Annotated in this window: 22 protein-coding genes; 8 read left to right on the top strand and 14 right to left on the bottom strand. The window is 54.3% G+C overall.

Translation table 11 applies throughout. The features are described from left to right. Positions 1-2: 2 nt before the first annotated feature. Positions 3-827 carry an esterase-like activity of phytase family protein gene (locus tag QFZ34_RS10295; protein WP_307280400.1) on the top strand — a complete coding sequence of 275 codons (825 nt, stop codon included), beginning with the start codon at positions 3-5 and terminating at the stop codon, positions 825-827. On the opposite strand, the gene QFZ34_RS10290 is transcribed toward QFZ34_RS10295, so the two are convergent. Together QFZ34_RS10290 and rpmB are read right to left on the bottom strand one after the other, a co-directional pair. Then, positions 800-1,450: a queuosine precursor transporter gene (locus tag QFZ34_RS10290; protein ID WP_307280396.1), complete on the bottom strand. Its 651-nt coding sequence runs from the start codon at positions 1,448-1,450 to the stop codon at positions 800-802. The two genes, QFZ34_RS10295 and QFZ34_RS10290, sit on opposite strands and share 28 nt — an antisense overlap. An 82-nt stretch (positions 1,451-1,532) precedes the next feature. Continuing rightward, positions 1,533-1,835, bottom strand: coding sequence for a 50S ribosomal protein L28 (gene rpmB / locus QFZ34_RS10285; protein WP_008127961.1), 303 nt, complete (start codon positions 1,833-1,835; stop codon positions 1,533-1,535). Between the two features lie 271 nt (positions 1,836-2,106). Here rpmB and QFZ34_RS10280 point away from each other — a divergent pair, with 271 nt between their 5' ends. Further along, entirely contained in the window at positions 2,107-2,913 is an 807-nt protein-coding gene (locus QFZ34_RS10280; RefSeq protein WP_307280389.1) for a DUF3108 domain-containing protein, read from the top strand. 34 nt (positions 2,914-2,947) lie between these two features. After that, the gene (gene yddG, locus QFZ34_RS10275; protein ID WP_307280387.1) at positions 2,948-3,841 is read left to right on the top strand and encodes an aromatic amino acid exporter YddG; all 894 of its coding nucleotides are present in this window, start codon (positions 2,948-2,950) and stop codon (positions 3,839-3,841) included. On the opposite strand, the gene QFZ34_RS10270 is transcribed toward yddG, so the two are convergent. Further along, positions 3,805-4,239 (bottom strand): cupin domain-containing protein, encoded by a 435-nt coding sequence (locus QFZ34_RS10270; protein WP_115055517.1) that lies wholly within the window; start codon positions 4,237-4,239, stop codon positions 3,805-3,807. The two genes, yddG and QFZ34_RS10270, sit on opposite strands and share 37 nt — an antisense overlap. Then, entirely contained in the window at positions 4,239-5,009 is a 771-nt protein-coding gene (gene gloB, locus QFZ34_RS10265) for a hydroxyacylglutathione hydrolase (protein ID WP_307280382.1), read from the bottom strand. Before gloB ends, QFZ34_RS10270 begins: the two co-directional genes overlap by 1 nt. 111 nt (positions 5,010-5,120) lie before the next feature. Here gloB and QFZ34_RS10260 point away from each other — a divergent pair, with 111 nt between their 5' ends. Then, complete coding sequence (locus QFZ34_RS10260) at positions 5,121-5,873, top strand: class I SAM-dependent methyltransferase (protein WP_115055515.1); 753 nt, start codon at positions 5,121-5,123, stop codon at positions 5,871-5,873. On the opposite strand, the gene metW is transcribed toward QFZ34_RS10260, so the two are convergent. Then, positions 5,870-6,484, bottom strand: coding sequence for a methionine biosynthesis protein MetW (gene metW, locus QFZ34_RS10255; protein ID WP_115055513.1), 615 nt, complete (start codon positions 6,482-6,484; stop codon positions 5,870-5,872). The two genes, QFZ34_RS10260 and metW, sit on opposite strands and share 4 nt — an antisense overlap. Then, the gene (metX, locus tag QFZ34_RS10250; RefSeq protein WP_307280375.1) at positions 6,481-7,668 is read right to left on the bottom strand and encodes a homoserine O-acetyltransferase MetX; all 1,188 of its coding nucleotides are present in this window, start codon (positions 7,666-7,668) and stop codon (positions 6,481-6,483) included. Before metX ends, metW begins: the two co-directional genes overlap by 4 nt. A gap of 149 nt (positions 7,669-7,817) precedes the next feature. Here metX and hisC point away from each other — a divergent pair, with 149 nt between their 5' ends. Further along, positions 7,818-8,924, top strand: a complete 1,107-nt coding sequence (hisC, locus tag QFZ34_RS10245) for a histidinol-phosphate transaminase (protein ID WP_307280372.1) — start codon at positions 7,818-7,820, stop codon at positions 8,922-8,924. 3 nt (positions 8,925-8,927) lie between these two features. Next, on the top strand, positions 8,928-9,857 hold the full coding sequence (locus QFZ34_RS10240; RefSeq protein ID WP_115055509.1) for a prephenate/arogenate dehydrogenase family protein: 930 nt from the start codon (positions 8,928-8,930) through the stop codon (positions 9,855-9,857). Here QFZ34_RS10240 and QFZ34_RS10235 read toward each other — a convergent pair. After that, positions 9,852-10,871: a DUF2125 domain-containing protein gene (locus QFZ34_RS10235; protein WP_307280367.1), complete on the bottom strand. Its 1,020-nt coding sequence runs from the start codon at positions 10,869-10,871 to the stop codon at positions 9,852-9,854. The two genes, QFZ34_RS10240 and QFZ34_RS10235, sit on opposite strands and share 6 nt — an antisense overlap. Positions 10,872-11,097: 226 nt before the next feature. Between QFZ34_RS10235 and QFZ34_RS10230 the strand changes: the two genes are divergently transcribed. Further along, a complete protein-coding gene (locus tag QFZ34_RS10230; RefSeq protein WP_115055583.1) occupies positions 11,098-11,625 on the top strand; it encodes a gamma-glutamylcyclotransferase in 528 nt (175 codons plus the stop codon). Here the strand turns inward: QFZ34_RS10230 and QFZ34_RS10225 are convergent. From QFZ34_RS10225 to ftsE, 4 genes are all read right to left on the bottom strand, one after another. Beyond that, entirely contained in the window at positions 11,622-12,407 is a 786-nt protein-coding gene (locus QFZ34_RS10225; protein WP_115055505.1) for a lysophospholipid acyltransferase family protein, read from the bottom strand. The two genes, QFZ34_RS10230 and QFZ34_RS10225, sit on opposite strands and share 4 nt — an antisense overlap. Before the next feature lie 109 nt (positions 12,408-12,516). Next, entirely contained in the window at positions 12,517-13,152 is a 636-nt protein-coding gene (locus QFZ34_RS10220; RefSeq protein ID WP_115055581.1) for a YdcF family protein, read from the bottom strand. A gap of 153 nt (positions 13,153-13,305) precedes the next feature. Further along, the gene (locus QFZ34_RS10215; protein WP_115055503.1) at positions 13,306-14,304 is read right to left on the bottom strand and encodes a cell division protein FtsX; all 999 of its coding nucleotides are present in this window, start codon (positions 14,302-14,304) and stop codon (positions 13,306-13,308) included. Beyond that, on the bottom strand, positions 14,297-14,956 hold the full coding sequence (gene ftsE / locus QFZ34_RS10210) for a cell division ATP-binding protein FtsE (RefSeq protein WP_115055501.1): 660 nt from the start codon (positions 14,954-14,956) through the stop codon (positions 14,297-14,299). The genes QFZ34_RS10215 and ftsE overlap by 8 nt, the downstream gene beginning before the upstream one ends. Positions 14,957-15,156: 200 nt before the next feature. Here ftsE and hpt point away from each other — a divergent pair, with 200 nt between their 5' ends. After that, positions 15,157-15,693: a hypoxanthine phosphoribosyltransferase gene (gene hpt, locus QFZ34_RS10205; RefSeq protein ID WP_115055499.1), complete on the top strand. Its 537-nt coding sequence runs from the start codon at positions 15,157-15,159 to the stop codon at positions 15,691-15,693. Positions 15,694-15,711: 18 nt separating this feature from the next. Here the strand turns inward: hpt and QFZ34_RS10200 are convergent, their stop codons facing one another. The 3 genes from QFZ34_RS10200 to lptM form a co-directional block, all read right to left on the bottom strand. Beyond that, the gene (locus QFZ34_RS10200; protein ID WP_307280354.1) at positions 15,712-18,258 is read right to left on the bottom strand and encodes a TIGR02302 family protein; all 2,547 of its coding nucleotides are present in this window, start codon (positions 18,256-18,258) and stop codon (positions 15,712-15,714) included. A 118-nt stretch (positions 18,259-18,376) separates the two neighbouring features. Beyond that, positions 18,377-19,642, bottom strand: a complete 1,266-nt coding sequence (gene lysA, locus QFZ34_RS10195; RefSeq protein ID WP_307280352.1) for a diaminopimelate decarboxylase — start codon at positions 19,640-19,642, stop codon at positions 18,377-18,379. Positions 19,643-19,659: 17 nt separating this feature from the next. Then, complete coding sequence (gene lptM / locus QFZ34_RS10190; protein WP_115055579.1) at positions 19,660-19,845, bottom strand: LPS translocon maturation chaperone LptM; 186 nt, start codon at positions 19,843-19,845, stop codon at positions 19,660-19,662. Between the last annotated feature and the right edge of the window lie 165 nt (positions 19,846-20,010).

Below are 20,010 nucleotides of genomic sequence, written 5' to 3'. Positions count from 1 at the left end.
ATATGTCATCGACAAATGCCCGCTTTGGCAGCATGTCCGCATTTCATTTCCTTGATGCGGGACAACGTTTCCTTGGTGTTACCGATACGGGCTCGTGGTTTGCGGGCAAGATTTTGCGCGATGCCGAGGGCAGGCCGACAATGATCGACGATTATCTGCTGGCGCCAATCCTGGATGAACACGGTTTGCCTCTCGACGGCAAACGGGATTCTGATGCAGAAGGCATGAATATCTCCGGCCAGAAGGTCACGGTTTCTTTTGAACGCAATCATCGGATCGCCGAATATGAACTTGATCTGGAGAAATTCGCCTCGCGGCCGAAGATTCTGCCGCTGCCCATTCCAAAAGAAGAGCTAAGAACCAATCGCGGCATTGAGACCATTGCCTATTCGCCTCCCGATGGTCCTCTGCGTGGTGCACGCGTGGCCGTGACTGAGATGAGCCTGAACAAGGCGGGCAATGCCTTTGCTGCTGTGCTTGAAGGGCCGCGAAAAGGAATATTCTATGTCCAGCGCAGGGATGGCTTTGATATAAGCGATGGCGACTTTCTGCCGGGTGGCGACCTTTTGCTGCTTGAGCGCAAATACAGCTTCATAACCGGCATAAGCGTACGCCTTCGGCTAATTCCGGGCGATATGATCAAGCCGGATGCGACCGTTGATGGACGGATAATTTTCAATGCCGATCTAAGCTACCAGATCGACAATATGGAGGGGCTGGATGTCTGGCAGGCCGCTGATGGCTCTACCCGCGTCTCGATGATATCGGACGATAATTTCTCAGTTGTGCAAAGAAATCTTTATCTGGAATTTCGGCTAGCCGAGTAGATGGCAGGGGCGAAAATGGCGAGGATCGCGCCATAGGGCACAAGCATGACCACAGCCATGACGATCTTGACCAAGAGGTCACCGAAGCCCAGCGATGCCCATAGAGGAATTTCCATACCGAAGAACGGCACTGGCATTGCCAGTGACGAATCGGGGTGGCCCGTTATGGCGTCAATCCAGGCAAAGCGTGCGGCAAAAGCGATAGAAAAGAACAGCAAGGTGTCGAGCAATGATCCGAAGATTGCGGAAGCGAAGGGGGCTTTCCACCATGTCAGCTGACGCAGCTTGTTGAAGACAGTTATATCGAGAAGCTGGGCCGTGAGGAACGCCGTGCCGGATGCGATGGCGATACGGGGTGTCGCAAGCCAGATCGACAAAACAACGGCAATGGCAAAACCTGCATAGACAACGCGCCGGGCAAAGACAGGACCAAACCTGCGATTCGAAAGATCATTGACCAGAAAAGCTATCGGATAGGTGAACGCGCCATAGGTGAGAATTTCGGCCAAACCAAAATGATGGAATGGATATTGCACCAGAATATTGGACGCAGCCACGACTGCGCACATGGCCAGAACGGGCAAAACAAAATCAGACAGGGAATAAGCGCGGCTGAGCGGCATTTTTTTATCCTGGGTAATGGAACCAGCAACAATAAGGCCAGCATATGCTGGCCCCGATGATCAAGCAATGAAGAAGCGCTGATTAAGCAGCAGCAACCGGAGCTTCAAGAAGCTTCTTGGCAATCTGGCGCTTGAGAAGACGAGCGCGCTGTGACAGCTCCTTCTCGTCAGCCTTGACCAAGAACGCATCCAGACCACCGCGATGCTCAACGCTGCGAAGCGCATGGGCTGTAACGCGCAGACGATAGCTCTGACCCAAAGCTTCGGAGATCAGCGTTACCTGGCAAAGATTTGGCAAAAAGCGGCGGCGCGTACGATTGTTCGCGTGGCTCACATTGTTGCCGTACTGGACCGACTTTGCGGTCAATTCACATGTGCGGGACATTGGGTCTCACCTTTAAATTTCATTCCCGCCGATCCAAATTCTGTCTGGTGCCATCGCATGTTGCCACGCAGCGGCTCAGCTTTCGGAAAGGCGGCCTATTGGGAAGTTGCGTTTCTATAGTGATATGAGCCCTACGCGTCAAGTGTATATCTACGCTGTTTGCTCCATGCACTGTGCATTTCGTCAGGATCATGGGGTGTTTAACACAACTTTGCCTGCTTTATAAACGAGCAGTTACCATCAGGGACGGTGTTAGATGGGAATACGACAAATGAAAGCCGGATGGCATTCCTCCAATCGAGCACCGGTGGCGGTCAGTCTAGCCGCATGCGCGATCATGATGGCCGGTGCCGCCAATGCTGCGCAGGCCTATAAGTCCGAATACAGGGTTTCGCTCTATGGGCTAACCATTGCGAAAGCCAATTTTTCAACGAATGTCTCCGACAGCCATGCCTATGAGGTCAGCGGCGAATTGATGAGTTCCGGGCTGGGCAGCCTCTTTGACGATACGAGCGGCACGCTTGATGCCAAGGGGCAATATGGCAAGGCCGGGCCGATTCCAAGCTCCTATGCGGTGAAATACAAGCACGGCAAGCGCAACAAGACGACATCAATTGCGTTCACAGACGGCAATGTGACGGAGACGGTCAATGTGCCCCCAATCAAGAAGAAAGAAAACTGGGTCGAATTGAAACCCGATGATCTGAAATCTGTTGCCGATCCCATTTCCGGCGTCATGGTCGCGGCAGACAATCTCGATCAGGTCTGTTCAAGGACATTGCAAATGTATGACGGTCAGACCCGCATTGATCTCAAGCTTTCGCCGGAGGGCGGATCCAGGCCTTTCGCAACCAACGGTTTCAAGGGTGATGCTATTACCTGTACTGCCAAGTTTATCCCGATTTCCGGCTATCAATCGGGCCGGAAAGCCATTGAATATCTGAAAAACTCCAGCAAGATCAGTATGACCTTTGCATCATTAGGCAAGTCCGGTATCTATTCGCCGGTGCAGGCGAAAATCGGCACGCAAATCGGCACGGTGACAGTTTACGCGACCCGTTTCGAAAAGACGCAGTAAGCGGCTGAGCGCCGCCTGTTGATTTGGGGGCGGCGTGGCTACATTTGTCGGATTTCTCGCAGTTATCATGTGGGCGATGCTCGCACTGTTCACGGATGTGTCAGGCAAGGTGCCACCATTCCAGCTGACCGCAATGACATTTGCCATCGGTGCTTGCCTTGGACTGGTCTCATGGTTGTGGCGTCCGGGCGCGGCCAGACATTTGCGCCAGCCATTGAAGGTCTGGACGCTCGGGGTTGTCGGGCTCTTTGGCTATCATTTTCTTTATTTTACCGCGCTGCGTAATGCACCGGCGATCGATGCAAGCCTCATCGCCTATCTGTGGCCTCTGTTCATCGTGGTTGGTTCGGCGCTGATGCCGGGGGAACGTCTGCGCTGGTTTCACATTGTCGGGACGCTGCTTGGCCTGTCCGGCACTGTCCTGATCATCACAAAAGGCGGCGGGCTCGGTTTCGATCCGCAATATAGTTTCGGCTATGCGATGGCGGGTCTTTGCGCGCTCACATGGGCGGCTTATTCGCTGCTCTCACGACGTTTTGCCGAGGTGCCGACCGATGCGGTAACGGGTTTTTGCATCGCAACGTCGATCCTCTCACTGATCTCTCATCTGTTTCTTGAGCAGACCATATGGCCGGAAGGGCTTGTTCAGTGGTTGGCAGTTTTGGGACTCGGGTTTTTTCCGGTCGGCGCTGCGTTCTACGTATGGGATTACGGTGTCAAGCGCGGCAATATTCAGGTGCTGGGGGCATCCAGCTATGCCGCGCCTCTGCTATCGACGCTTGTATTGATCATTGCTGGTGTGACCGAGCCAACGACACGGGTATTGCTTGCATGTGCCTTGATCACTTCAGGCGCGGTGCTTGCTGCCAAGGATATGCTGCTCAAGAAAAATCAAGGCTCCCAGCCGGGTTCAGCCAATTCGAATTGAGCAAAGTTGAAGCCCGGAGCGACTGTACAGCCAACCAGCGTCCAGTCGCCAAGGCTTTTCGCCATCTGCCAGTGCCCTGCGGGAACAACCGCCTGTGGGCGTTGCCCATTGGCAAGATCCATTCCGAGTATTTGGGTGGTCACGGGTTCTTTGCCAGAGGTTATGGAAAGTTCCAGCGCCGCGCCGCCATAATAGTGCCAGACCTCCGATGCGTCCTTGACGCGGTGCCATCTGGATATTTCCCCCTTGGAAAGGAGGAAATAAATCGCGGTGGAATATCCGCGCTTGCAGACTTGCGGTTCTGCCTTGTTGTCGCGGAAGGTTTCGATATAGGCGCCCCCTTCCGGATGAGGTTCAAGCCCGAGAATGTCTTTGATCTGTTGTGCGGTAAGATCCATCAGAAATGATCCTTCCGTTTGCGTATTTCGGTAAAGACTGCCTCATCGCTGGCATTTTCCATTTTGAGGTTCTTGCGAATGACGGGATCATGCCAGCGCAGGAACGGATTGGTGGCCATTTCGCGCAATATGGTGGTTGGCAATGTAGGCTGACCTGCTGCGCGAAGCGCTGTAATTTCCCTGGCTCGCTCTTTTAACGCCGAATTATCAGGGTCGATTGACAAGGCAAAACGCGCATTGCTTTCGCTATATTCATGTCCGCAATAGACCTGCGTATCGCCGGGCAAAGCGACGAGCTTTTGCAACGATTCGAACATGGTCGCCGGCGTGCCTTCCAGCAGCCGCCCGCAACCAAGGGAAAACAATGTATCGCCAGCAAAGAGAACCTTCGCGGCAGGGATAAAGAACGAGATTTCCCCGTTTGTGTGACCGGGAGTGGAAATCACCTCAATCTCAAAACTGCCGAACTGAAAATGGTCACCGTGACTCAATGTGCGATCAATACCCGGAATTTGCGATTTCTCAGCTTCCGGACCGACGATCTCAACGCCAAAGCGCTTCTTCAAAGCGAGATTTGCTTCGATGTGATCATTGTGATGATGAGTGGTAAGAATATGCGTCAGTTTCCAGCCGCGGCGCTTGAGCGCATCGAGAATTGGTTGCTCTTCCGGCGCATCGATAGACGCAGTGAGATTTGTTTCCGGGTCATGGATGAGAACGCCGAAATTATCGCTTCGGGCGTTAAACTGTTCGATCTGCAAATTGGACATATAGCTTCTCTTTATTCCTGTCAGAACCAAGATAAGCCGCTGCCGTGGATGCGCAAGCCACGAGACCGGCATTTTCTTGATGTTATTGATTAGCGTGGTAGTTTGCCCACCATGCATCTCGATATCATCGATCTTCGCACTTTCTACGCATCAACCCTTGGTCATCTGGCGGAGCGTTCGATCACCATGGCGCTTGCTGCCATGTGGCCCAAGCTCCCGGGTGAGCGTCTCGTCGGGCTCGGCTATGCCGCGCCTTACCTTGATCGCTTCAGAAGCGATACGGAGCGCACCTTTGCCTTCATGCCAGCGGGGCAGGGTGCCGCAAGCTGGCCGCCACTTGAGCCTTCATCGACAGCACTGGTTTTCGAGGAAGAGCTTCCCCTGCCGGATTCCGCAGTTGACAGAATGTTGCTTATTCATGCTTTGGAACATGCGGAGGACCCACGCGAGACATTGAAGGAAATGTGGCGTGTGCTGGCTCCCAATGGCCGCCTGGTGATCGTCGTACCCAATCGGCGCGGATTATGGGCTCGCTTCGAGCACACGCCCTTCGGCAGTGGCAGGCCCTATAGCCGAGGCCAGCTCATCCGGCTTTTGCGAGAAACCAATTTTACCCCCGGTCCATGGGGCGAAGCCTTGTTCTTTCCGCCATCATCGCGCCGCGCGATGATGCGGCCCTCCGCATTGTTTGAGAGAATGGGCAGGCGGTTCTGGCCAATGTTTTCAGGCGTGCTGATCGTGGAAGCGCAAAAGCGTGTCTATCAGGGCCTGCCGGTGGCCAAGCGTTCGTCCCGGCGCGTCTTTGTGCCCGTGCTTTCACCGCAAGGCACTGCCATGCGGCGCGATGGTCCGAAAGAAGATTAACGGCGGAGCAGGAACACTGCCTGTTGGCCGAAAAGATTCCAGAAGCCCCAGGGCATATTGAAGCCGAGACGCTGACCCAGAGCATTCAGCGCAACGGCTGATTCAACGTGGGCGCCGACTTCTTTTGTCATGTCGACAAAATCATTGATGGTGCAGAAGTGGATGTTTGGTGTGTCATACCAGCTATAGGGCAGCTCTTTGGTAACCGGCATGCGCCCATTAATGGCCAGCGACGCGCGCATGCGCCAGTGGCCGAAATTGGGAAACGAGACAATTGCCTTTTCGCCGATGCGCAAAAGCTCGGTCAGAACATATTTAGGATTGCGGGTTGCCTGCAAAGTCTGGCTGAGGATCACATAATCAAACCCGCCATCCGGGTAATATTTCAGATCGCTGTCAGCGTCGCCCTGAATGACAGAAAGGCCCCGGGCAACAGATTCGTTGACGCCCTTTTGCGAAAGCTCGACGCCGCGCCCATCCACGCCCTTGGTGGTCTGCAACAGTTCCAGCAATTCACCATCGCCGCAGCCTACGTCCAGCACACGCGAACCAGGCTCGATCAGTGAAGCGATGACGGCAAAATCAACGCGGGGATGACTATTGATACTCATGATGGAAGAAGCCCCTTTGCGCGCGCTGCAGAGCGCAGGAAGCCGTTGACGGCCGAGAACATCTCCGGTTCGTCCAGCAAGAACGAATCATGGCCGCGATCCGATTCGATCTCAACGAATGAAACGGAAGCGCCCGCCGCATTCAACGCATGGGCAACTGTGCGGCTCTCGCTGGTTGGGAACAGCCAATCGCTTGTGAAGGAGACGATGCAGAAACGGGTCTTTGACCCGGCAAAGGCATCGGCAAGTCTGCCCTCATGCTCAGCGGCCAGATCGAAATAATCCATGGCACGCGTCATATAGAGGTATGAGTTGGCGTCGAAACGCTCGACAAATGTATTGCCCTGATGGCGCAGATAGCTCTCGATCTGAAAATCCGCGTCAAATCCGAATGTCACATTCTGCCGGTCCTGCAGGTTACGCCCGAACTTGTTGTGCAGGGCGGTTTCCGACAGATAGGTGATGTGGGCCGCCATGCGGGCGACAGAAAGCCCCTTGCGGGGCACCGTGCCAGCTTCGAGATAACGGCCTTCTTTCCATTCTGGATCGGCCATGACGGCCTGACGCCCGACCTCGTGGAAGGCTATGTTCTGCGAAGAATGGCGCGCGCCGGTGGCCAGCGCTACGGCTGCGAAAACCTTGTCGGAATGGCTGGACGCCCATTCCAGAACCTGCATGCCGCCCATGGAACCGCCGACAACGGCAAAAAGCTGCTCAATACCGAAATGCTCGACCAGCATTGCCTGTGCACGCACCATGTCGGCAATTGTAATGATGGGAAGATCAAGCGCATAGGGCTTGCCGGTGGCCGGATTGATCGAAGCGGGACCGGTTGAGCCGAGACAACCGCCAAGAACATTTGAACAAAGAACGAAATAACGATCCGTATCGATTGGTTTGCCGGGGCCAACGAGCAATTCCCACCAGCCCGATTTGCCGGTGACCGGATGGACATTCGCCACATGCTGATCGCCGGTAAGAGCATGGCAAATCAGGATCGCGTTGGATTTATCCTCATTGAGCGTGCCATAAGACTGGTAGGCAATGCGAAAAGGCGAAAGCGATACACCGCTGTCGAGATTCAAAGGCTTATCCGCGCCAAATTCAACCACTGGACTGTGGGGATTCGTCGCTTCCTGACTTTTCGGTGCTTTATAAGCGGTAGGTCGGGTGGCTTTGGTCATATTGGTGCTGATTGGCGTAGAGTCCTGCTGAAACAGATTGGGGCGTAGCTATGGTCGCGCATGGGCCAAAGTCAAGTTGTTCTCGACATCTCGTCTCCAGACAGTTATGTCCGCGACGGAGATTTTTGCCGCTTAACGGATGAACAATCATGTCAACGACACTGCAAGACCTACGTCCAACACCAAAAACCGGTTTGCTTGATATTGCGGCCTACGTGCCCGGCAAGGAACATGCGCATGGTGTTGCCAAGGTTTATAAGCTGTCATCGAATGAATCTCCGCTTGGCGCGAGCAAACTTGCCATTGAAGCATTTGGGGCTGCGGCAAGAAATCTTGAAATGTATCCCGATGGTCAGGCCAATGCCCTGAAGCAGGCCATCGCGGAAGTACACGGCCTGAATGCCGGAAATATTCTTTGCGGCAATGGCTCCGATGAATTGCTTGGCTTGCTGTGCCAGACCTATCTCGCGCCCGGCGACGAAGCGATTTATACCGAACATGGTTTCATGGTGTATAAAATCTACATCATGGCTGCCGGCGGAACGCCTGTTGTCGCCCGCGAAAAGAACGAGCAGGCTGAAGTTGACGCAATATTGAATGCGGTGACGACGCGCACGAAAATCGTGTTTCTTGCCAATCCGAACAATCCGACCGGCACCTATCTGCCTTTCGAAGAAGTGCGCCGCCTGCATGCGGGACTGCCAAAGAATGTGCTTTTGGTTCTCGATGCGGCCTATGCGGAATATGTTCGCCGCAATGATTACGAATCTGGTGTAGAGCTTGTTTCATCATCTGAAAATGTGGTGATGACACGCACATTCTCGAAAATTCACGGGCTTGCAGCTTTGCGCATCGGCTGGATGTTCGCGCCTGCCCATGTGGTCGATGCCGTTAACCGGATACGTGGGCCATTTAATCTGAATTCCGCCGCCATTCTGGCCGGTGCTGCCGCGATCCGTGATCGGGGGCATGTCGATCAGGCGATTGCGTTCAACGAAAAATGGCTCCCTTGGCTGACGGAGCAGCTGACAGAGCTTGGCCTGCGGGTAACGCCATCGGTGGGAAATTTCCTTTTGGTGCATTTCCCCGACGATTCTGCCAAATCGGCAGAAGCGGCAGACGCCTATCTGACGAGCAAGGGCTATATTTTGCGCCGCGTTGCGGGATACGGATTTCCCAACGCGTTGCGCCTTACCATTGGATCCGAAGAAGCCAATCGCGGCGTAGTCGCTGCACTCTCCGAATTCCTGAAGTAAAAAATGTCCAAGCCTCATTTCAATACAATCGCACTGATCGGCATTGGCCTGATCGGATCGTCACTGGCACGCGTGATCAAACGCGAAGGTCTGGCCGACCATGTCATCATTTCCACACGCAGTGAAAGCACACTGGCACGGGCCAAAGAACTTGGTCTCGGCGATGCTTATACGCTTGATAGTGGTGAAGCCGTCAAGAATGCCGACCTCGTCGTGGTTTCCGTCCCGGTTGGCTCCTCCGGCGCCGTTGCAAAGCAGATTGCCGGTTTCTTGAAGCCCGGCGCAATCGTAACCGATGTGGGATCAACCAAAAGCTCTGTCATTGCGCAGATGCAGCCAGAACTGCCTGCAAATGTGCATTTCATTCCAGGTCATCCGCTGGCGGGAACGGAATATTCAGGTCCTGATGCCGGTTTTGCCGACCTGTTTATCAATCGCTGGTGTATTCTGACGCCGCTTGAGGGCACTGATGCGACTGCCATCGAAAGGCTGAAGACATTCTGGGAGGCCTGCGGCTCGCGGCTAGACACGATGGACCCGGCGCATCATGATCGGGTTCTGGCGATTGTTTCCCATCTGCCGCATCTGATCGCCTATAATATCGTCGGTACAGCCAGCGATCTGGAAGAAGTCACCAATTCCGAGGTCATCAAATACTCGGCTTCCGGTTTCCGTGATTTCACTCGCCTTGCCGCATCCGATCCGACGATGTGGCGCGATGTGTGCCTGCACAACAAGGACGCGATCCTCGAAATGCTGGCGCGTTTTTCCGAGGATCTTGCATCCTTGCAGCGTTCCGTGCGCTGGGGTGATGGTGATGCGCTGTTTGATCTTTTCACCCGCACACGCGCTGTGCGGCGCGGTATTATCGATGCAGGGCAGGAAATCGACGCACCGGATTTCGGACGCCAGAAGGCAACGCCGCCCTCATAGAGAGGGCAGACGCCCGATACGGATGAAACCCACCGACATTTTCCCGTTTTTCACGGTAATGGGAAGTGTCGGTGCGCCGTTCGCATCTTTGGGCACGAAAGCCATCGCCTGAAGTACGGATGAGATTGTGTTTTCTTCGCCAGGCAGAATGCCGCGCATTGCCTGGGCGACACCTTCCGGATTGCGCATGGTCACGTTGAAATCGCCGCTGATCCGGCCTTCATTATCGACTGAGAACGGTCCGGAAATCGCAATGCCGCTGCCGTCGGCAAAGCCTAGATCGACATTGTTCAACAGTCCCGATTGACCACGCAGAATCGTTATATCTCTTTCAGGCTTTGCCAGAAGCGCAAAGCCATTTTCCAGCTCAATATCGGCGGCGCCCGTCAGCTCAGGCAGGGGATGCTCATAAACGATATTGTCTGCGATTTTCAGCTTTTCAAATGACCACGCGATGTTCATTTTTGGCTCAGTGGTTGAAAAGCTAAGCTTTCCACCTTGCATGATGGCAATGGGCGCGCTCCCTGCCGCCGCATTGCGCTGATTGACAACAATATCATTGCCCTGAACCGAAATCTGCTTGGGCAGCGGCTTATCGAGGCGGACGCTGGAGCCAAGATCTTTCCAGGTAATGTCCAAGGGAACCATGCCGGGCGCATCGACAGCGGCTGGTCCTTCGATCTGGCTGACAATATGCATCGGATCGTAAATCTGTGCAGCGGCGTTGAAACTGCCTGCCACGACGGAAAGCTGTTTCGCCTGATCGGCCCAGCCGACTTTGGTGCACTCAAGGCCAAGCCTGAGCGGATAACCGCTGGCCGCAGCATTGTCGCAGGTGGCGTCGATGCCCTTCTGCTTGAAGGCGGCAAGGTTTGTTGCCACACGCGATTCAAGCTGGTTGGCCAGATAAAACCATCCGCCCGTATAGATGATCGCCAGCAAGATGATGAAGCCTGCCAGATATTTGAGAAACTTCCCCGACTTGCGGATTTCAGTGGTGCTGCTTGACGGCATGGTGCGGCTCTCGCTATCGGTCAGAAGATGATGTGATTCAAATCTAGTGGAGTGAATTTGACATTTGATTCCCATCCGATCGCAAACTGTTATACAAATGTCAAATTCGAAAACTCCACTAGAAACATAGGCTTACTAGTGGTCTTGTTGATTCTAACATTTGCTGCGAGCGTGATCGAAACGGGATGCAAATGTTAGAATCAGACCACTAACTATCGGGATGGATATGGGCGATTTTTGGGTCTTTGGCTATGGTTCACTCATGTGGAAGCCCGGCTTTGCACATGTAGAGACGCATCATGCCCGTCTTCATGGCTATCGCAGGGCACTGTGCGTGCGCTCCTATGTGCATCGCGGGACGCCGGAACGTCCGGGACTTGTACTCGGCCTGGATCGTGGTGGTTCCTGCCTTGGCATGGCATTTCGCGTGCCGGGCGAGCTTGAAGACGAAGTGGTGGCCTATCTACGTGAGCGCGAGCTTGTCACTCATGTCTATCTTGAGCGCCGTCTTGGCATACGGCTTCCCGATGGCCAGAGGGTCGAAGCCTTGACCTATATTGTCGACCGCAATCATGTTCAGTATGCGGGGTCGCTCTCGGTCGCCGAAGCTGCGGAGGCTGTATGCGGTTCAGTGGGCGTGTCAGGCCGCAATGAGGACTATGTGCATAATACGCTCGACCATATGCGCAAGATGAATATACGCGACCATTGGATGGAAGCGGTGGCCGCTGCGGTGGACCACAACAAGGCTTAGATTTCCACACCCAGTTCTTTGAGGCGCCTGACGGCGGTGGGAGGCATGGGAGGCGGGTTGGCGGAGGTTGCTGCTTCGACCAGTAATTCGTCACAGGCGGCCTCTGTGACTTCCTGAAGCTTCTTCAAAAAGGCGTCATTATCCATTCCGGGCTGGATGGGCGGCAGGATACGGCAGCGGATAACCCCGGGGTGACGCAGAAATCTGCGGCGGGGCCAATAGAGGCCTGCATTGTGCGCGATAGGCAGAACCGGAACGCCAAGTTCGCCGTATATATGTGCAACACCATATTTATAAGCGGGCGGGGCTCCCGGACTGGTGCGTGTGCCTTCGGGATAGATCATCAATTGCCGGCCTCCCGACACGGCAAAATGCGCGCCTTTGACGGCCGTCTTCATCGCCGCGGAGCGTTTGCCACGATCAATAGGCACCATTTTCATTTTCTGGATGTACCAGCCAAAAAGCGGAATCCACATCAGCTCGCGCTTGAGAATGTAAACCGGGTCGGCAATATAGGGCAGGAACGCGTAGGCATCCCAGAAGGACTGGTGTTTCGGCGCGCAGATATAGGGGCCATCCGGTATATTCTCCAGGCCCTCAATTTCCATATCTGTTCCGGCGAAAACCTTTTGCAGCCAGAGATTTGACCGCGCCCAATTCTTCGGAATGGCCCAAGCCCGTTTACGCGGGCTGAGAAAATAGTATGGCGTGAAAATGATCATCTGGACGATCAGGTTCAGGTAGAAAAGCACATTGAAGATGATCGACCGGATTATTGTCATGGAGATCTCGTTGAGGGTTGCAGGCTCGTTATGCGTGGTGAGCCCCTCCTGAGCTTGTCGAAGGACGAACCACGCACCATGTATATGCCAGTTTCTGACCTGGAATTGGCTATTCCCTGATCTGATGCAGCAATTTGTCAGTGACACTCGAAAAACTGTCAGGCAATTGGGCGCGGGCAACGGCCCCCAGATATTTGATATATTCCATCAGCAGAACCCGTACTACCTGTCCTCGCGTTATCCAGTCACCCTCCTTGAGATTGGTGTTCGTGATTGGATAGGCAATGAATTCGATTTCCTGCGAGGCGCGGCTGAGTTCGAGCATGGTGCGGGGAATGTGGTAGTTGTTGGTGACAACAATCACGCGCTTATAATGGTTGGCGCTCGCCCATTTGATGCTTTCAACCGCATTGCCCACCGTATCAAGGGCAGACCGGTCGATATCGACACAGCATTCGAACAATGTTGCATCGCCACCAGTGACGCGTTGCAACTCGCTACGCTTGGTCGAGGGATGCACGCCGCTGATGAACAAACGTTCGCCGCGCTTGTTCTTGAGCAATTCCAAAGCGCCCTCAATGCGTGAATAGCCACCTGTCAGGACGACGATACCGTCAGCGGGCTCGGTAATATCGGGTATATCGAGCGTGGTGACGCGATCGCTGAAGACAATAAACCCACCGATGAACAAACCTATCGCAAGAATGGCAAGCAGAAACAGAAAACGCACGAAATATCTGCCCATGGTCGCAGACAATCCACGGGTCCGTGCTACGTCCGCATCGGGGGACTTGTTGCTGTCGTTAAGGCCGTCCATCTTGTGCCGTAAATGCCTTGCTCGAGTGCTTCTGCCGCTCATAAACTGGAAGCGATACGTCTATAAAATAAAATGAATATTTCAGGTGTCGTGATTTTCGCCCGTGCGTCCATCAACTTGTCTTAAATGCGCTATGACTGTCATTCGTGTTGTAATCATGGTCAGAACGCTGACCGCCAATATGATCAAAACTACACCCGTATATCCACCGGATCCAATGGAGAAATTGCCGAAGAGCGCTGTCGCCTGATCGGCTTCGGGTGTTGCCAGATTACGCGAGGACCACCATCCGATCATCAAAAAAATGAACATGGCAAGCGCACCGCCAAAAGCTGCACCTTTAAGTGCTGTCCAGAAAAAATGGCGCTCGAACTGGCGGGCGACGAATTTTTGTTCCGCGCCGATAAAATGCAGCACTTCAATAATATGGCCGTTGCCAGCCATTGCTCCGCGCGTGGCGAAAATCACGGTGAGAACAGTTGCTGCAACGACAAGGGAAAGCACGCCGGTGCCGATGAGAACAGTCGAGCGAGCCATGGAAACCAACCGGTCGACCCATGTGCGATGATCGTCAAAACTGGCTGCCGGTATCTGCCCGACGAGCATGCTGCGAAGCGCTGCGAAATCTGGCGGCGAGGCTTCGTCCAGCGTAACGACCACCAGCCGGGGAACAGGCAGTTCATCAATATCGAGTCCGGTTCCAAGCCATGGTTCGAGAAGGCGGGCTGTCGCATCCCGGTCGATGATCCGCGTGGATTTCACGCCAGCAAATCCTTGCGCAATTTTACTCGCTTCAGCGAGCATTGCTTCCATGTCCTGACCTTCCACCGGTCTGATCTGAATAGTCGCTTCGGTGGAAATCTGACTTTGCCAGGTGGCGGCTGTCGATTGAACAAGGCTGACTGAGCCGACGGTGAGGCAGGCGAGGAAGGTCATGATGGCGATTACGATCATCAAGGCATGGCCAACCACATTGCCTGCGGGTACGATCGGTGCCTGTCCGCTGTTTTTGCGGATACGGGCCCAAAGCCTGTCTGCCAATTCTACGGCTCGATCCTTGAGGGCAGCGGCATCAATCATAAACGTCGAGCCTTCCCTGATCGAGGATCATACGCCGCGCATTGATCTGGTCCATCAGGGTCAAATCGTGGGTGGCAATGACAACGGCTGTTCCGGAGCGGTTCAACTCGCCGAAAAGGCGCAGGAGACGCCGCGCCAGGGGCGGATCGACATTGCCCGTCGGCTCGTCGGCAAGCAGAATTTCCGGTTGATCTATCAAAGCGCGGGCGATAGCGGCACGCTGTTTTTCACCGCCGGATAGCACAGGTGGCAGCACATGCATGCGCTCGCCAAGTCCCACCCAATGCAAAAGCTCTTCGACCTCTGCGCGATAGGTCGCTTCTTCCTTGCCGCGTACCCGCAAGGGCAAGGCGACGTTTTGATAGGTGGTCATATGATCGAGCAGCCGGAAATCCTGAAAGACCACGCCTATGCGTCGGCGCAGCATTGGCATTTCCCTGGATGAGATTGTCGCTATGTCCTTGCCGAAGACGGTGATGGAACCGCGTGTCGGCTTGAGTGTCATGAAAAGCAGGCGCAGCAATGACGTTTTACCTGCACCGGAAGGTCCGGTGAGGAACTGAAATGATCGCGGCGATATGTGGAGGCTGACATCACGCAAGACCTCCGGGCCCATCCCATACCGCAATCCGACATTCTCAAAACGAATCAAGTGTGCTTTCCGATCTTATCTGCAACGTGTTCTATTTTGCGCGAGCCGATTTGACCACCCCAACAAACATGAACCAGCATGACTGGAAACATGAATTTTATACGGCAGCGCCGGTTTTTGCATTTTGGCTGATGATCAGGCTATAGGTGCGGGAGCTATATGAAGAAATTCGGTCTGAAAACGCGCCACAGGAAACTTGCATGCCAAAAGTCGGGACTAAAAATATTGATGTTCTTTTCAGTGCCGAGACAATTGCCGCGCGCAATCTAGAACTTGCCAAAGCAATCGTGGCGCGAGGTTTTGAAAACCTGCTTGTTATCTCGATCCTCAAGGGCTCGTTTATTTTTGCCGCCGATCTGATCCGCGCCATGCATGATGCCGGTGCAGAACCGGATGTGGAGTTCATCACTGTCTCCAGTTATGGCAAGGGCACGGAAAGCACTGAAGTGCGACTTATGCGCGATATTGACAGCGATGTGCATGGCCGTGACGTACTTTTGATCGATGATATTCTTGAATCAGGACGCACATTGAAGTTTACGCGCCAGCTCATGCTCGAACGCGGTGCGCGCAATGTCTATATTGCCGTGCTGCTGGACAAAAGCGTCAAGCGCAAGACCGAAATAGAGGCTGATTTCAAAGGATTCGAATGCCCGGACTATTTCGTTGTCGGTTACGGCATGGATGTCGGCCATTCATTCCGGCAACTGCCTTATGTCGGTGTGGTTCGCGATTAAAGCCCAACATTTTTCTGATCAATTGAACTTGAGCAGGCGCTCCAAATAATCCTTTTCCATTTGCGGGCTGAGCGAATTACCGAGCCGCTTGCGGATGGCGTCGAGAATTTCACGCGCGCGCTGAATGTCGATCTCGCCGGGGACTTTGGTATTGGTGCCATCATCGGGCCCGCCGTCGCGCTGCGGGCGGCCGAGAGGATCGCGCCCCCCGGTTTGCCGTTGATCGCCTTGCCCGGTTTGTCCCTCTTGCCCCATGGCCTCCTGCATCTGTTTCATCATGTCCTGACCACCACGACGCAGCGCATCCAGCGCATCGCTTTGCTGGCCGAGTGCCTGATCGCCATCGGCTTGACCAAGTGATTTGCCAGCTTCACCCATTGATTTGCCTGCCTGACCAAATCCTTCACCGGGCTTGATACCCATGCCTTCCAGATCTTTCATCAACTGGCCGAGTTCGGATTGGAGCTTGCCTTGGCCTTGCTGAAGATCGCGCAGGGCCTTGGCAATATCCTCTTCGGACATTTGTCCTTGCTCACCCTGTTCGCCTTGCTGCTCCTCGCCAAAGTCCTGCTGCATGCCCTGTTGGCGCTGCTGTTCCAGCCGGTGGGTCTGGTTCATCATGTCCTGTTGACGGCGCATCAGCTCACCGAGCTTGTCCATCTGCTGTTTCATCTGTCCCTGCTGGCCTTGTTGAGCCTGTTGCTGCTGGCCCATCTGCAGGTTGTTCATCATGTTTTCGAGCTCGGACAATAATTGCTGTGCCTGATCCTTCGAGCCCTGCTTGGCAAGCTCTTCAATCTGGTTCAGCATTTTATCGATATCCTCTTGCCGCAGCTGTTTGGCATTTGGATTTTGCGCCATGTTCGGGTTTTTCTGAGCTTTCTGCGCAAATTCACGCAGAAATTCCTTCATGGCATCGCGCAACTCAGCCATGCGCTTTTCGATTTCCTCCTGGCTGGCACCCTGTTCGATGGCATTTTTCAAGGCTTCCTGCGCTTGCCGCAGTCGCCGCTCCGCATCAGACAAGGCACCATCCTCAATGCCGCGGGCGACGTCCCACATATAGCTTACTACCTCGCGCAACTGTTCATCGCTTTTTGCGAGGTCAAGGCGGGAACGAACACTGCGCAACCCAAGATAGTGGGACGAGTTTTTGATTGTCTCTTCCGGCCACATTGTGATTGCGTCCAGCATTTCCAGCACATTGGGCTTGGCATTGGCATTCAGCGCCAGGTTGCGGCGTTGTTCAATCAACGCGCGAGCAAGCGGATTGGCGAATGGTCGCTCGGGCATGACGAAAGTTTTGACTTCGCTGCGGGCTTCCTGCTTTGCGTCGTCGGACGCAATGAGAGTCATGCGGATTTCAGACCCAGACCATGGGTGCTGCGTCAGATCCTTGGTAGTTTTAGTCTCCTTGGCCTGTTCACCGCGACGCGGCAATGCCAACGGCAATTCCGGAGCGGAATAAAGTGGTCGTGCATCCTTTTCGGCAGGCAGTGCCTGTTCGATTTTTGCCTGTGCAGCTATCGCGCCATAATCGTCCTTGATCTCATAAAAGACGTCCATCGTGCCATTGATGGCGCTGGAAGGCTCCTTGGTAAAACGGATTGCGGGCGGCTGGTCTGGAATGATTGTGAAGCCCCAACTGGAGAGGGCAGAGCGGCCATTCACCAGATCAATAGAACTGTTTTGATCAAGTGTGAGTTCAAAATTTCGTGGTGCTGCTTTACCAGTTGCCGAGTCTTCGATCTTAGGCGTTTCCCTGGCTGCAATCTCTACCGATTTTCCATCAGACAGCTTCTGTGTGAGAGCTTCCGATCCACTGCCACCGATAATGCGGACAACAAGCGTGCTGTTTTGGGGTACTGAGAACTGCGTGTCGGCCGAATTGCTTGCGGTGGTCAGAAATAGCGGAGCGCGACCGGTATAACGCGGAGGGGTAACCCAGGCGTCAATACGAGGCGGTATTGCATTGCTCGCGGCATGACTGAGAAATGCATCGCTGATGCGGCCGCCCAGCGGTCCACCGGAAAAGGCAAACGCAATGACGAGCAGCAGCGCCGCAACGCCGCGCAAAGCCCAAGGGTCGCGTTCAGCAATCCGCGTCTGGGGCAATCCGCTTTGCAGATTGGCAATGCGTGTTGCCATGCGCTTGCGATGCTCGCTCCACAATGCCTGCGCAAAGGGATCAGTGCTGTTGGCTGCAAGCTCTTCTGTCTGCACGGTAATGGGCTGGTGCGCCAATTCATTGACGTTTTCAAGCCGCTGCGTGATCTCTGACGGGCGAGGTAAGCGGAACTTCAGCAGCAGATAGACGCAAACAGGGATGCTCAGCAGAAAGAGGGCAAGCAAGGCTTGCCTTGCAAGATCCGGCATAAGGCGAAACAGGCCGAACCATGCCACGCTGAGGAAGACTGAAATAACAAGCAAAAGGGGCAGCAAGAGCGGCCAAAGGCGCTCAAGCGCGATCATCAACCATGCGGACAAACGGAGGCGATCGATATTTTTCAGAATATCGAATTTGATGCTGGTCGCTTCCCGTTCTTCCGGGTTGTGATCGGCCATTCTCGCTCCATCTTTCCGGTATCGGCATTACCAGACAAAGCTAACAATACCACTCATCATGGCAAAGGCGAGGCCTTACCCGGCAAAACGCAATCATACTTCTGTGTAGGCGCGAAAATTACAGCCAGTCCGGAATGGAATCGAGGCCGATCAATTCTTCATAACTTGTGCGTGGACGCACCACATGGAACTGATCGCCATTGACCAGAACCTCAGGCACGAGCAGCCGCGTATTATAAGTGCCGGCCTGAACCGCGCCATAGGCGCCCGCTGTGCCAATTGCGATCAAATCACCCGGGGCAGGACGCGGCAGTTCACGATCCAAGCCCAGATAGTCACCTGTTTCGCAAACGGGACCGACAACGTCGCCGCGAATCCGGGGATGATTGGCCGTAGGTTCCTTGATGGGGCGGATAATGTGGAACGCATCGTAAAGCGTGGGCCGGATGAGGTCGTTCATGGCCGCGTCAACAATGATAAAGTTACGCGCATCGCCTTCCTTGACGAAGATTACCTCGCTGACAAGAATCCCAGCATTGCCAACAATAAGTCGGCCCGGTTCGAAGATCGTCTTCAATCCCAGCGGCTTGATATGCTTTTGAACGATCTGCGCGTAGGCATCGGGCAGTGGTGGCGGATTGTTGTCGAAGTGGTACGGAATACCGAGACCACCGCCAAGATCAACATGCTTGATATCATGGCCATCGGCCTTCAGCTGCCCGACCAACTCCGCCAGCAGGCGGAATGCATCGTCGAAAGGCTCAAGATCAGTGATCTGGCTGCCAATATGCATGTCCACGCCAACAACCTTTAGCCCCGGCAGCCTGGCTGCCTGTGCATAGATTGAACTTGCCTTGGCGAGGGGAATGCCGAACTTGTTCTCGGATTTCCCCGTCGAAATCTTCTTATGGGTCTTTGCATCGACATCGGGATTGATGCGCAGCGAAACTGGCGCGATCTTTCCCGCCGCAACGGCACGACTGGAGAGAATGGCAAGCTCTGGCTCGGATTCGACATTGAAACAATGAATGCCGGCGCTCAATGCGAGATCCATTTCGCTGGGCTTCTTGCCGACGCCGGAAAAAACGATTTTCTCGGCTGGAATGCCAGCGGCGAGCGCGCGGCGCAATTCACCTTCAGAAACCACATCGGCGCCAGAACCAAGTCGCGCAAGCGTTTTCAGGACTGCTTGATTGGAATTTGCCTTGAGCGCGTAGCAGACGAGCGTGTCCATGTCGGCAAAAGCTGCCGAAAACACTTTGAAATGACGCTCGATCGTTGCTGTCGAATAACAGTAGAATGGTGTCCCGACAGCCTTGGCGATTTCAGTAATACTGACGCCTTCGGCATGAAGAACGCCGTCTTTATAATCAAAATGATTCACGGAAAATCCAGCTTGCTCTAGATCAATGGGTCAAGAATAAAACGCTTGTCCTGGACGGGCGGCGCCACAGTTTTCGGCTCGCCGGGCATTGATGTTACGGAAGCGGGCGGTGGCTCCAGTGCGCCTTTGCGGCCACAGGCCGATATGGCGCTTACGATCGCGATCGACATAAGAATTGTCGATAATAGGGAACGGCTTGTCATTGTTGATCCTGTCGTCCGAAATGGGTCTGCCATGTCTAGAGCCTTTCTTGTTCAAATAGAAGCAGTTCTGTTTCTCGGATGGCGAGATAATTCACGCGGAAGGTGGCAAGGTCGATGTTTATCCATCGTCCGATGCCGCCTGACAAAGTGATTGGCCGCCAGCCG

The sequence above is a fragment of the Phyllobacterium ifriqiyense genome (assembly GCF_030817885.1).
Lineage (GTDB): Bacteria > Pseudomonadota > Alphaproteobacteria > Rhizobiales > Rhizobiaceae > Phyllobacterium > Phyllobacterium ifriqiyense.
The sequence above is the reverse complement of the archived record's forward strand: the minus strand, read 5'-3'. Positions and strand labels throughout refer to the sequence as shown.

Excerpts from the sequence above, each read along its gene's own strand:
- QFZ34_RS10295 (WP_307280400.1), top strand. The coding sequence starts at position 3 with ATGTCATCGACAAATGCCCGCTTTGGCAGCATGTCCGCATTTCATTTC.
- QFZ34_RS10290 (WP_307280396.1), bottom strand. The coding sequence starts at position 1,450 with ATGCCGCTCAGCCGCGCTTATTCCCTGTCTGATTTTGTTTTGCCCGTT.
- rpmB (WP_008127961.1), bottom strand. The coding sequence starts at position 1,835 with ATGTCCCGCACATGTGAATTGACCGCAAAGTCGGTCCAGTACGGCAAC.
- QFZ34_RS10280 (WP_307280389.1), top strand. The coding sequence starts at position 2,107 with ATGAAAGCCGGATGGCATTCCTCCAATCGAGCACCGGTGGCGGTCAGT.
- QFZ34_RS10270 (WP_115055517.1), bottom strand. The coding sequence starts at position 4,239 with ATGGATCTTACCGCACAACAGATCAAAGACATTCTCGGGCTTGAACCT.
- gloB (WP_307280382.1), bottom strand. The coding sequence starts at position 5,009 with ATGTCCAATTTGCAGATCGAACAGTTTAACGCCCGAAGCGATAATTTC.
- QFZ34_RS10260 (WP_115055515.1), top strand. The coding sequence starts at position 5,121 with ATGCATCTCGATATCATCGATCTTCGCACTTTCTACGCATCAACCCTT.
- metW (WP_115055513.1), bottom strand. The coding sequence starts at position 6,484 with ATGAGTATCAATAGTCATCCCCGCGTTGATTTTGCCGTCATCGCTTCA.
- metX (WP_307280375.1), bottom strand. The coding sequence starts at position 7,668 with ATGACCAAAGCCACCCGACCTACCGCTTATAAAGCACCGAAAAGTCAG.
- hisC (WP_307280372.1), top strand. The coding sequence starts at position 7,818 with ATGTCAACGACACTGCAAGACCTACGTCCAACACCAAAAACCGGTTTG.
- QFZ34_RS10240 (WP_115055509.1), top strand. The coding sequence starts at position 8,928 with ATGTCCAAGCCTCATTTCAATACAATCGCACTGATCGGCATTGGCCTG.
- QFZ34_RS10235 (WP_307280367.1), bottom strand. The coding sequence starts at position 10,871 with ATGCCGTCAAGCAGCACCACTGAAATCCGCAAGTCGGGGAAGTTTCTC.
- QFZ34_RS10230 (WP_115055583.1), top strand. The coding sequence starts at position 11,098 with ATGGGCGATTTTTGGGTCTTTGGCTATGGTTCACTCATGTGGAAGCCC.
- QFZ34_RS10225 (WP_115055505.1), bottom strand. The coding sequence starts at position 12,407 with ATGACAATAATCCGGTCGATCATCTTCAATGTGCTTTTCTACCTGAAC.
- QFZ34_RS10220 (WP_115055581.1), bottom strand. The coding sequence starts at position 13,152 with ATGGGCAGATATTTCGTGCGTTTTCTGTTTCTGCTTGCCATTCTTGCG.
- QFZ34_RS10215 (WP_115055503.1), bottom strand. The coding sequence starts at position 14,304 with ATGATTGATGCCGCTGCCCTCAAGGATCGAGCCGTAGAATTGGCAGAC.
- hpt (WP_115055499.1), top strand. The coding sequence starts at position 15,157 with ATGCCAAAAGTCGGGACTAAAAATATTGATGTTCTTTTCAGTGCCGAG.
- QFZ34_RS10200 (WP_307280354.1), bottom strand. The coding sequence starts at position 18,258 with ATGGCCGATCACAACCCGGAAGAACGGGAAGCGACCAGCATCAAATTC.
- lptM (WP_115055579.1), bottom strand. The coding sequence starts at position 19,845 with ATGACAAGCCGTTCCCTATTATCGACAATTCTTATGTCGATCGCGATC.